We start from the raw sequence: 11730 nt of genomic DNA, 5'->3' as shown, positions 1-11730 counted from the left end.
GGTGAACTGCTGCGGGTGCGGGCCGCGATGAAGCCGATCGCCACCGTCCCGCGTGCTCTGGCCACCGTGGACGTCGTCACGGGCGAGGCGACCCAAGCGCACCACCAGCGCTCCGACGTCTGCGCGGTCCCGGCCGCCGGCATCGTCGCCGAGGCCATGGTCGCGCTCGTCCTCGCCGACGCCGTCGCGGAGAAGTTCGGCGGCGACAGCGTGACCGAGATCCGCCGCAACGTCCGCTCCTACCGGGAGTCGGTCCTCCCCCGCTGAGGCGATCGGGAGACGACGCGAAGCGCCCCGCCGGCCCTGAGGCCCGGCGGGGCGCTTCGCGTCGCAACCGTCCGTACGGTTCAGGTGCCGGCCGTCGCCACCTCGACACGGCCGAGGAGTGTCCGGCCGTCCGGGGCCAGGACGAGCTTCCGGTAGCGCCCGCCCGCCCGGTCGTCCTCACTGAACTCGATCGCCCCTTCGGTACGGGCGTGGATGTCACCGAAACCGGAGACCCCGATGCCGAGCAGCTTGAGCCGGGTCGGCTGACCGGTGTCCGCGAAGGGCGGGTGGTCGAGACCGAGGAGCTGACGGGCCACGGACGCGGCCATCCGGTGCCCCGGGGCGAGCAGGCCGTGACAGCGGCCCTCGACGGCGGCGCACTCGCCGACCGCCCAGATCTGTTCGTCGTCCGTGCGCAGCCGGTCGTCCACGAGGAAGCCGCCCCGCTCCCCGGTCGGCAGCCCCGCGACGGCGGCCAGTTCGTCCCGGGGCCGTATCCCGGCGGAGAAGACGACGAGCCCGGCCTCGATCTCCGTACCGTCAGCGAGCCGGACGCCGTGCTCGTCGACGGAGACGGTGGCCGCCTCGCAGCGCACTTCGACGCCGAGGTCCCGCACGAGCGAGGCGAGCAGCCGGCCGCCGCCCGTGTCCACCTGGAGCGGCATGAGCCGGGGGGCCGCCTCCACCACATGGGGGCGCATCCCGAGGTGCCGCAGCGCGTCGGCGGCCTCCAGGCCGAGCAGCCCGCCGCCGATGACCACACCGGGGCGTCCGGCGCGTGCCGCCGCCCGGATGGCGTCGATGTCCTCGACCGTGCGGTACGTGAAGCAGTGCGGCAGGTCGTGCCCCGGCACGGGCGGCACGAAGGGCCGGGAGCCGGTGGCCAGGACCAGCGCGTCGTACGGGTGCCGCGTCCCGTCGGAGCACCGTACGGTCCGCCGCTCCCGGTCGATCTCCGTCACGGTCGTCGAGAGACGTACGTCCACGAGGAAGTCGGGGGCGGGCAGGGTGAGATCGGCGGGCGTCAGGCCGGAGACGAGCGAGGAGAGCGCGACCCGGTTGTAGGCGCCGCGCGGCTCCTCGCCGAGCACGACGATCCGCCACCCGTCGGTCCGGTCCAGGGACCGGAGCTCCGCGACGAGCCGGTGCGCGACCGGCCCGTACCCGACGACCACGAGCGTCCGGCGGCTCATCCGACCCCCTCGGGGACGCGCAGCGCGGCACACACCGCGCGGACCGCGTCGGCGCAGCCGCCGCAGCCGGTGGTGGCCCGGGTCGCCGCGGCCACCGCCCCGACGTCCCGTGCCCCGTTCTGCCAGGCGTGCACGACGGCTCCCTTGCTGACGTTGTTGCAGTGGCAGAGCACGGCGTCGTCGGCCATCGCCGCCGGATCGTCCCCGCTCCCTTCGTGACGGCCGCCGAGCAGCAGGGCGAGCCGGTCGCCGGGCACGGGACGCGCCTCGGCGCACAACTGCCCGACGGCGGCGATCCCTTCGGGAAGACCGACGAGCACCGCCCCCGTGACGCGTCCGCCCCGGACCTCGATCCGGGCGTACCGCCCCCGGGCGGGGTCCGAGAAGGTCACCACCTCGTCGGGCCCGGCCGCCGTGGACCCTGCGGGCCCGGCCGTCGACGTGTGCCCGGTGGGCGTGGACCCGGCGGGACCGGGTCGTGGGGCGCTCACGCACGCCAGGTCGAGGCCCGGCACCCGGGGGCGTACGATCCGCGCCGCGGGGAGCCAGTGCGCCTCGCCGCCCGTCAGGAGGACGGCCAGCGTCTCCGCCTGAGTCATGGTGCCCGTCAGGTCCGACGGGCCCGTGCAGGCGCCGATCGCGTACACCGCCGGGTCGCTGGTGCGCAGCCGCTCGTCGACGACGACGCCCTGCCGGACCGCCAGACCCGCCTCGCGGGCCAGGACCGTGTCCGGGGCGGTCCCGGTGCAGCGCAGGACCGTGTCGGCCCCGAGCGTGTCCGCCCCGAGCGTGCCGGACGGCGGGACGTACGCGCCGAGCCGCAGCTCGATGCCCTCCTGCTCCAGGCGGGCCGCCAGCAACTGGCCCGCCACCTCGTCGAGGTGCCGGTGCATCGGGTACGGCCCCGCGTGCGCCAGGACCACCCGGTGGCCGAGCCGCCGCAGCGCCGTCGCGGTCTCCACGCCGAGGACGCCACCGCCGATCACGGCCACCCGCCCCCGTACGGGGCGGGCACAGTCGGCCAGCGTGTGGACGTCACCGCTCGACCGCGCCCCGGTCGCCAGGACCAGCGCGTCATAGTCGTGCGACGTCCCGTCCGCGCACCGGACGGTCCGGCCCCGCCGGTCGACCGCCGTGACCCGGACGCCCGTCCTGACCCGTACGCCCTCCGGATGCGCAGGCAGCGTCAGGGCGCCCGGCGGCAGACTGCCGTCGAGCACCGAGCCGAGCAGCGTGCGCTGGTAGGCGGGCCCCGGTTCGGCGCCGAGGACCGTCACCGGCCCGTCATGGCCGAGGGTCGCGAGGCGCGAGGTCAGCCGGTGCGCGGCGAGACCGTTGCCGACGACGACGATCCGCTTCATCGGCCCACCGCCCCGTCGCGTACGGCCCCGGCGCGCACCGCGCCCGCCGCGCCCACGTGTCCGTCTCCCGCCACGGCGTCCCCGCGCGCGCCGCCGGCGTCCGCCGGCTCGTCGCCCACGGCGCCGACCGGCTCGACCCTGACCGCGCTCACCTTGAACTCCGGCATCCCGCTCCGCGGGTCGAGCGCCCCACCGGTGAGGAGGTTGGCCCGGCCGTCCCCCGAGAAGTGGAACGGCACGAACACCGTGTCCGGCCGCATCCCCTCCACCACACGCACCCGCGCCACCACCGTCCCGCGCGCCGACACCACCCGGGCGAACCCGCCGGCCTCGACGCCGGCGCGGGCGGCCGCGTCGGGATGGATCTCCACGTACGACTCGGGCTCGGCGTCCGTCAGCCGCCGCACCCGCCGGGTCTGCGCCCCGGACTGGTAGTGGGCGAGCACCCGGCCGGTCGTCGCGTACAGCGGGAAGTCCGCTCCCGGCACCTCGGCCGGGTCGCGGTGCTCCACCGGCACGAAACGCGCCCGCCCGTCCGGGTGCGCGAAGCCGTCGAGGAAGAGCCGGGGCGTCCCCGGGTGCGCCGCGCCCGACGGCACGGCCGGGCAGGGCCAGTACAGCGCCTCGCCGGCGTCGAGCCGTTCGTAGCTGACGCCGGAGTAGTCGGCACGGCCGCCCGCCGTCGCCAGGCGCAGCTCCTCGAAGACCTCCTGGGGCCGGTCCGGATAGCGCTCGGCCGGCTCGCCGAGCCGTACGGCCAGCTCGCGCAGCACGGTCAGGTCGCTGCGAACGCCCGGTGGCGGGTCGAGCAGGGCCCTGCGGCGCAGCACCCGCCCCTCCAGGTTGGTCATCGTGCCCTCCTCCTCAGCCCATTGGGTCACCGGCAGGACCACGTCGGCCATCCGCGCGGTCTCCGAGGGCACGAAGTCGGCGACCACCAGCAGGTCCAGCGCGGCGAGCCGCTCGGCGACGTGCCCGGCGTGCGGCGCCGAGACGACCGGGTTGGAGCCGAGGACGAGCAGGGCGCGCGGGCCGTGGGGCGTGCCGAGCGAGTCGAGCAGTTCGTACGCGGTCGGGCCCGGGCCCGGAAGGGACGTGGCGTCCACCCCCCACACCCCGGCCACATGGGCCCGGGCCTCCGGGTCGGCGAGCATCCGGTAGCCCGGCAACTGGTCGTTCTTCTGCCCGAGTTCGCGTCCGCCCTGGCCGTTGCCCTGGCCGGTCAGACAGCCGTACCCGCTGCCTTCGCGCCCCGGAAGCCCCAGGGCGAGCGCCAGATTGACGAAGGCCGAGACCGTGTCCGTGCCCTTGCTGTGCTGCTCGGCGCCCCGCCCGGTCAGGATGTACGCCCGCCGGGCGTCGGCGAGCAGCCGGACCGCCTTGCGCTGGGCGTCGACCGGCACCCCGGTGACCCGCTCGGTCCGCTCCGGTGTCCAGGGCAGCGCCCGCTGCCACGCCTCGTCGAAGCCGTTCGTCCGCTCCCGTACGAAGGAGTGGTCGAGCCGCCCGTCGAGCACGGTCAGCTGCAACAGCCCGAGCGCCAGCGCCAGGTCCGTGCCGGGCGCGGGCCGCAGGTGCAGCGCGGCCCGCTCGGCGGTCGGGGTGCGGCGCGGGTCGAGCACGATCAGCGCCGCCCGGTCCAGGTGCCGCATCAGCGGCGGCATCGTCTCGGCCGGGTTCGCCCCGGCGAGCAGTACCACGTCCGCCCGGCCGAGGTCCGTCACCGGGAAGGGCAGCCCCCGGTCGATCCCGAAGGCCGCGTTGCCCGCGGCGGCCGCCGACGACATGCACCAGCGGCCGTTGTAGTCGATCCGGCTGGTCCCCAGCGCGAGCCGGGCGAACTTCCCCAGGAGGTAGGCCTTCTCGTTGGTGAGCCCACCGCCTCCGAAGACGCCGACGGCGTCCGCGCCGGACTCCCGCCGGATCTCCCGGAGCCGCCCCGCGACCAGGTCGAGGGCGGTGTCCCAGCCGGCCGGGGACAGACGGCCGTCGGCGCCCCGCACCAGCGGGGTGCGCAGCCGGTCGTTCACGGCCAGCACGTCGGGCGCGGTCCAGCCCTTCTGGCACAGACCGCCCTGGTTGACGGGGAAGTCGGACGGGGTGACGGTCACCTCGCCCAGACCGTTGCCGAGCCGGGTACCGCACTGCAGGGCGCAGTACGGACAGTGGGTGTGGACGGTGCGGCGGGTGAGGGAGGCCTCAGACACGGCTGACCCCCGACCGTCGCGGGGCCGGGGCCCCGACCGCGCCCCCGGAGGCGCGCGGTGGCCGCAGGTACACCGCCCAGGTGACCGCCACACAGAGGGCGTAGAAGCAGAGGAAGGCGACGAAGGCGGGAGCGCCGCTGCCGCCCTCGGAGCCGTACGCCGCCCTGAAGGCGAGGTTGACCGCCACTCCGCCGAGCGCCCCGACCGCGCCCGCGATCCCGATGACCGCGCCGGACAGGCGCCGGGCGCGGGCGAAGGCGTCCAGGGCGTCCCGGCCGTCGGTGACCTCGCGGCCGGCCCGCTCGGCGAAGACGGCCGGGATCATCTTGTACGTGGAGCCGTTGCCGACGCCGGTGAGCACGAAGAGGACCGTGAAGCCGCCCACGAACAGGGCGAACGAGCCGCGTGCGGAGGCCAGGAGCAGTCCGCCGGTCCCGGCCGCCATCGCCACGAACGTCCAGGCGGTCACGCGGCCTCCGCCCCACCGGTCGGCCAGTCGCCCGCCCAGGGGCCGGGCGAGCGATCCGAGCAGCGGACCGAGGAAGGTGTACGACGCCGCCTCGAGCGCCGTGGAGCCGAACTGCGTCTGCAGCACCAGGCCGAAGGCGAAGCCGTAGCCGATGAACGAGCCGAAGGTGCCGACGTAGAGCAGCGATATCCACCAGGTGTGCGCGCACCGCACGGCCTCGCGCCAGGCCCCCTTCTCCGTGTGGTCCGGCCGCGGGAGGTTGTCCATCCGCAGGGCGGCGAGCAGCGAGACCGTCACGATGAGGGGGAGGTAGAACGCGGCGACGTAGGAGGGGTGCGTGTCGCCGGCGGTGGTGATGACCAGCAGACCGAGGAGCTGGACGACGGCCACGCCGATGTTGCCGCCGCCCGCGTTGAGGCCGAGGGCCCAGCCCTGGTGGCGCTGGGGGAAGAAGGCGGTGATGTTCGTCATCGAGGAGGCGAAGTTCCCGCCGCCCGTCCCGCCGAGCGCGCCGATGAGGAGGAAGACCCACAGGGGCGTGCCGGGACGCTGCACGAAGTACGCGGCGCCGCAGGCGGGCACGAGTAGGACGGCGGTGGCGAAGACCGTCCAGTCACGGCCGCCGAAGCGGGTGACGGCGTGGCTGTACGGGATCCTCAGCACCGCTCCGACGAGCGTGGGCGTGACGACCAGGAGGAACTTCTCGCCGGGCGTGAAGGGCAGTCCGATGCGCGGCGACATGAAGAGGACGAGGACCGACCACATCGACCAGACGGAGAAGCCGATGTGCTCGGAGGCGATGGACAGCGCGAGGTTGCGCCGGGCGATCCGCTTGCCGCGGGTCTCCCAGAACCGGACGTCCTCCGGGTCCCACTCCTCGATCCGCCGGCCGCGGCCGTCACCGCGGCCGCCACCTCGGGCCGAGGCGCCCGAAGGGCGCACACCCCGGCCGGAGGCGCCCGAAGCGCCCGGCGCTCCCGGGGGGTTCGCAGGGGGCGAGGTGTTCACGGCGATCCCTTCAGCGCGCGGTCCACCAGGGGGCCCGCCGCACCCGTGTAGGCGGCCGGGTCGCACAGCGAGGCCACCTCGGCGGCGTCCATGACGCCGGACAGCTCCGGGGCCTGCGCCAGGACGTCGGCGAGCGGGCGGCCGTCCCGGTCCGCCGTCACCGACGCCCAGGTCAGCAGCTCCTTCGCGGCGGCCTTCCCGAGCCGGGGGGCCAGCACCGCCGCGATTCGCTCCGAGACGATCCGGCTGCCGGTGAGGGCCAGGTTGTCCCGCATCCGTTCGGCCCGCACCTCCAGACCCTCGGTGAGCTCGACGGCGGTGTGGGCGGCCCCGCCCGTGAGCCGCAGGCACTCCCGCATCGGCTGCCACTCGGCGTGCCACACCCCGCCGGACCGCTCGTCCTCGGTGACCAGGCACTGCGCGAGCGCCCCGGCCAGGGCCGGCACCTGGAGCGCGGCCGAGCGGACCAGGGTGGCGAGGACCGGGTTCCGCTTGTGCGGCATCGCGGACGACGCCCCGCGCCCCGCGCGGCCCGCCGGTTCGGCGACCTCCCCGACCTCGGTCCGGGCGAGCGACTGCACGTCCACGGCGATCTTCCCGAGCGCGCCGGTCGCGAACGCCAGCGCGGAGGCCAGATCGGCGACGGGGGCGCGCAGCGCGTGCCACGGCAGCGGCGCGGTGCTCAGCCCGGTCTCGTCGGCGAACGCCTCCAGGAGCCGCTCGTGATACGCCCCGACGTCGAGGGCGCCGTCCGCTCCGTCGCCCGCCGGGGCCCCGGGCCCCGTCGCCAGGGCGGCGTACTCCACGTACCCCGCCAGCGTGCCCGCCGCGCCGCCGAGGGAGACCGGCAGGGACTCCTGCACACGGGCCAGACGTTCCTCGGCGGCCAGGACGAGGGCGCGCCAGCCCGCCGCCTTGAGACCGAACGTGGTCGGGACCGCGTGCAGGCTCAGGGTCCGGCCGGCGATCAGGGTGTCGCGGTGCCGCTCGGCGAGGGAGGCGAGCGCCACCGCCGTACGCGACAGGTCCGCGCGGATCAGCCGCAGCGCCCGGGTCGCGACGAGCATCGCGCCCGTGTCGAGGATGTCCTGGCTCGTCGAGCCCCGGTGGACGTACTCCGACGCCTCCGGATCGTCCTGCGCGACCACCCGGGTCAGCGCCTGGACCAGGCCGACGACCGGGTTCGCCGTCTCCCGGGCCGCCAGGGCCAGGGCGCGGACGTCCAGGCGCTCGGCCCGCGCCGCGTGGGAGACGGCACGGGCCGCGGACTCCGGGACCGTGCCGAGCCGGGCCTGGGCCCGGACCAGCGCGGCCTCCGCGTCCAGCATGGCCTGGAGCCACGCGCGGTCACCGACCGCCGACTCCACCGGCGTCCCGGCCCGCACGGGCGACAGGAGACCCACGTCCTCCCACGGGCGGGTCACACGATCACCCCGGACAGCTCCACCGAGGAGCCCTCCGGCACCGGCCGCACCCCGGCCGGGACCTGCGCCGCCGGCGGCAGCGCGCGCAGCGCCCGGGCGATGGCGTCCGAGTCGCCGAGGGTCACCGAGTCGACACCCGGCCGGATGCCGGCCGCCGTCACCCAGTGGACCGACTCGGTCGGCACCCCGTAGGCGAACCGGCGCGGGTGCGGACGGCCACGGCCGTCCACCACGCGGTACGGCCGCTCGGTCACGGCCAGGCCGCCGGTCTCGTACGTCGTGCCGCAGGAACCGGCGATCCGGTACGGCGTCGCCTGGTCGGTGCCGAGGAGGTGCTGCAGCAGCGGGTCCTGGGTGCGCCGCAGGTCCGGTTCCGGCAGCCGCGCCTCGATCAGCACCGACGCGCGGACCGGCGGCCCGGGCACCGTGTCCGACGCGGCCACGAACGACGGCGCCGCAGCGTCGAGCCGGATCTGCGTGCCCGGTCCCATCACCTCCAGGACACCCGCCTCGATCAGCGCGATCATCTCCTCGATGCGGGAGGCCGGCGGGCCGATCGACAGGAAGCCGTTGAGCGGGGTGTACCAGCCCTCCAGGTCGTCCCGGTGCGAGTTCCCCTCCAGGCCGCCGTGGTCGACGGCGAGCCGGACCTCGTTGCGCAGGTCCCGCAGCACGTCCAGGGCGGCCTTCAGCGGGCCGTGCACATTGCCCGCCCGCGCGTCGGCCACGTCCTGCTCCAGATGGCGCAGCAGCCAGGCGCGGAAGTCGTCCCGGCCGGTGAACTCCCGTTCCCCGTACGGCCGGGACAGCGTCTCCCAGTCCCACCGGTCCGGCTCGGGAATCCCGTACTCCACCGCCAGCGCCGTCCGTGCGGACTCGTCGACCGCCGCCAGGTACCGGGCGGTGAACTCCTCGCGCTCGGCGCCGCGCCCCAGGGAGTCGAGGAGCGTGCCGTAGTAGACGCTCTCCACCTCCCGCGAGATCAGCGGCCACAGGTCCTGCGCGAAGTTCACGCGCTCACCGTCGACGTTGCGGGCGCGCAGCCGCTCGATGAACTCCGGCGTCAGCAGCTGCGGAAGGTAGCGGCCGTACGCGCCCTTCTGGTTCTCGCCGCGCGCGTGGTACGGCACCCCGCGCCGGGAGGACGCGAACAGCTTCGGCTCCCGCCCCGAGGCGAGGTACACGAGCCGCCCGTCCCGTCGCTCGAAGGTCCCGCCCCGCCCGGCCGTGAACAGCGCCATGTGGTCGAAGAAGTTGAGCCCGAGCCCGCGCAGCAGCACGTGCTGGCCGGGTTCGACACCGCTCAGGTCCAGGTCGGCCGGGTTGGCGGGCGTGACGTACCGCAGGTTGTGGATCCGGGCCAGGCTCGCCGTACGGGCTTCGCGGGCCGTCAGGCGCGCCGGCACGTGGCCCTGGGCGAGGACCACGCCGTCGAGGTGGTTGAGGCGGGTGCCGTCCTCGAGACGCACGCCCTGCGGCCCGCCCGGCACCCCGTGGGTGTCGGCCATCGCGACCGCCCGCGAGCGGTGGACGCGGACCGTGATGTGGGCGGGCGCGCGGGCGATCACCCGCTGGAAGCAGTCGTGCAGGTACCGGCCGTAGAACGCCCGGGAGGGGTAGTCGTCCGCGCCGAGCCGGCGCGCCTCCTCCAGCGTGGCGGCGTCGTAGCCGTCGGCGGAGGCGCCCGCGTCCGTGAGGGCGGCGAGTTCGCCGGCCCACTCGTGGAGGCTGGGGCCGGGCTCGATCGGGCCCTCGATCCGCGCGCTGGCGTCGGTGTAGACCGTCACCTGCGAGGCGACGGTGTTCATCAGCAGGTGCCGTGACTGCTCCGTGCGCCAGACCGCCCCGGCGCCCGGCGCGGCCGGGTCGACGACGTGGACGGTCACGGTCCGGTGGGAGGGCGCGAGCCGCTCGTTGGCGCAGAGCCGTTCCAGGACGGACAGTCCGCGGGGTCCGGCGCCGACGATGCAGTACTCGGCATGGTTGTCGCTCATGCTCGCTCCTCGGTGGCCGATGCGGTGGTGTGGGACGCTGTGTCGGAGGCGCCGCCCGGGCGGGCGGTGCCCGTGGAGCCGGCCGCTGCCAGCAGACGTGCCAGCTCCAGCCGCTTGATCTTGGTGGTGGCGGTCTGCGGCAGCTCGCCGAGCCGCCGGTGCACCGGCTCGGCCATCGGCGGCAGCGAGGCGGTGGCCGCCTTCCAGGCCGCCGGATCCAGCGGCCGGTCGTCCTTGGTGCAGATGACCGGGACGGCCCTGCCGTCCTCGCCGGGGATGATGATGACCTCGGTCAGCTCCTCCAGCTTCCCGAAGAGGGTGTCCTCCGCCGCCAGCGTGGAGCCGAAGCCCTCGATCAGGTCGACCTCGCGGTCGAGCAGGTGCACACAGCCCCACTTGGTGCGGTAGCCGACGTCACCCATCCGCCACCAGCCGTCCGCGGACACCTGTTGGTCGTACCGGTCCTGCTCGCCGAGGTAGGTGACGATCCGGCCGTCGCTGCGCACCTCGATGTAGCCCGGGTTGTCCTGCGAGGGCTCCTTGCCGTCGCGGCTCACCACCCGCACGTCCGTCATGCCGGGGAAGGGGCGGCCGACGCAGCGTCCGTCGTCGTCGAGCGAGCGGCGCCGGGTGAAGGCGCGGACCACGGCCGGGCCGATCTCGCTCTGGCCGTACAGCTGGCCGAAGAGCGGCGCCCGCCGCTTGGTGGCGCGCAGCAGCGTGTGCACGGTCCGCGGGTGGATGGCGTCGAAGGTCGAGGAGAACAGCTTGACGTTGGACAGGGGGCCCCGCGGGTCCTTGGCCAGCTCCTCCCACTCCATGAAGGAGTTGGGGTGCGCCTCCAGAATGCCCGGCTTCAGCTGGGCGAAGAGGTCCGCGGCCTGCTTCGGGTCGGGGTCCGCGAGCACGATGATCGGGAACCCGCGCAGCAGGGAGATCGCGAGGGCGGTGAAGAGCCGCGAGTGCACGAAGGACACGTGCATGGCGATCGTCTCGCGGTCCCGGATCAGCGGCAGGATCGCGGAGGCCTGCGGGCGGTAACGCGCCTGCAGCGTCCGGCCGGTGTGCACGGCCAGCTTCGGCGTGCCCGTGGTGCCCGAGGTGTGGGTGATCAGCGTCGGGTGCTCGGGCGGCATCGTCACGGCGGGGACCCGGGGCACGCCCGCCAGCGCGGCCAGCTCCGTGGCTCCCTCGTGGCTGCCGGAGGCGAGCAGCACCTTCCCCGCCAGATCGAAGACCTCGGCGGGCAGCTCCTTCTCCAGCTTGACCGCGTCGGTGAGCAGGAACGGCCGGTCCGTGCGCCGCACGAGCTCGGTGGCGGTCTCGCCGTCCAGCTTGGGGGAGAGGAGGACCGGCACGGCCCCGACGCGGGCGATGGCACAGGACAGCAGCGTGATGTCGAAGCCGTCGGACTTGTAGACGACGACCCGCTCGCCGGGCCGCACCTTCGCCGCCCACAGCCGGGACGCGAAGTCGTCGATGAGATCGGCGACCTCGGCGACCGTCATCCGCCGCCCGAGCCCGGGGGCGATGTCGAGGTCGTGGTCGAGGATCACGACGTTCGCGGGGTGGCGGGACGCCGCTCGCTCGAACAGCGTGCCCAGGCGGATACCACGGTTTCCAATACGCTGCAGCAGCATGTCCCCAGGCTTTCGTCGGTAGAAATGCCGAGATCGACTCTGATCGGCAAGGCGAATTCGGACCGCTCCCGCGAGAACGCGCGGGCCGCTCCCGCCGGAACGCGCGGGTGAAGAAAGGCGGTCGGAAAATGGCGGACGGAGCGGACGGAGAATGGGCGTATTTTTCG

8 protein-coding genes are annotated in these 11730 nt (G+C 75.0%); 1 reads left to right on the top strand and 7 read right to left on the bottom strand.

The features are described 5' to 3' along the window. On the top strand, positions 1-267 hold a 267-nt coding region (locus ACZ68P_RS04395), incomplete at its 5' end, for a chorismate synthase (protein ID WP_471002333.1). A gap of 80 nt (positions 268-347) precedes the next feature. On the opposite strand, the gene ACZ68P_RS04390 is transcribed toward ACZ68P_RS04395, so the two are convergent. The 7 genes from ACZ68P_RS04390 to ACZ68P_RS04360 form a co-directional block, all read right to left on the bottom strand. Next, positions 348-1460 (bottom strand): NAD(P)/FAD-dependent oxidoreductase, encoded by a 1113-nt coding sequence (locus ACZ68P_RS04390; RefSeq protein ID WP_471002330.1) that lies wholly within the window; start codon positions 1458-1460, stop codon positions 348-350. Then, positions 1457-2821: an FAD-dependent oxidoreductase gene (locus ACZ68P_RS04385; RefSeq protein WP_471002327.1), complete on the bottom strand. Its 1365-nt coding sequence runs from the start codon at positions 2819-2821 to the stop codon at positions 1457-1459. Before ACZ68P_RS04385 ends, ACZ68P_RS04390 begins: the two co-directional genes overlap by 4 nt. Then, complete coding sequence (locus tag ACZ68P_RS04380) at positions 2818-5028, bottom strand: molybdopterin oxidoreductase family protein (RefSeq protein WP_471002324.1); 2211 nt, start codon at positions 5026-5028, stop codon at positions 2818-2820. The genes ACZ68P_RS04385 and ACZ68P_RS04380 overlap by 4 nt, the downstream gene beginning before the upstream one ends. Then, on the bottom strand, positions 5021-6439 hold the full coding sequence (locus ACZ68P_RS04375) for a nitrate/nitrite transporter (RefSeq protein ID WP_471002456.1): 1419 nt from the start codon (positions 6437-6439) through the stop codon (positions 5021-5023). Before ACZ68P_RS04375 ends, ACZ68P_RS04380 begins: the two co-directional genes overlap by 8 nt. Positions 6440-6501: 62 nt before the next feature. After that, entirely contained in the window at positions 6502-7929 is a 1428-nt protein-coding gene (locus ACZ68P_RS04370; RefSeq protein WP_471002321.1) for a nitrosuccinate lyase, read from the bottom strand. Next, a complete protein-coding gene (locus tag ACZ68P_RS04365; protein WP_471002318.1) occupies positions 7926-9923 on the bottom strand; it encodes an FAD/NAD(P)-binding protein in 1998 nt (665 codons plus the stop codon). The genes ACZ68P_RS04370 and ACZ68P_RS04365 overlap by 4 nt, the downstream gene beginning before the upstream one ends. Next, positions 9920-11563 (bottom strand): class I adenylate-forming enzyme family protein, encoded by a 1644-nt coding sequence (locus ACZ68P_RS04360; RefSeq protein WP_471002314.1) that lies wholly within the window; start codon positions 11561-11563, stop codon positions 9920-9922. The genes ACZ68P_RS04365 and ACZ68P_RS04360 overlap by 4 nt, the downstream gene beginning before the upstream one ends. Positions 11564-11730 lie beyond the last annotated feature (167 nt).

The organism is Streptomyces sp. NPDC036822, assembly GCF_055609145.1.
Note: the sequence above shows the minus strand (reverse complement) of the source record. Positions and strands in the feature narration are given on the sequence as shown.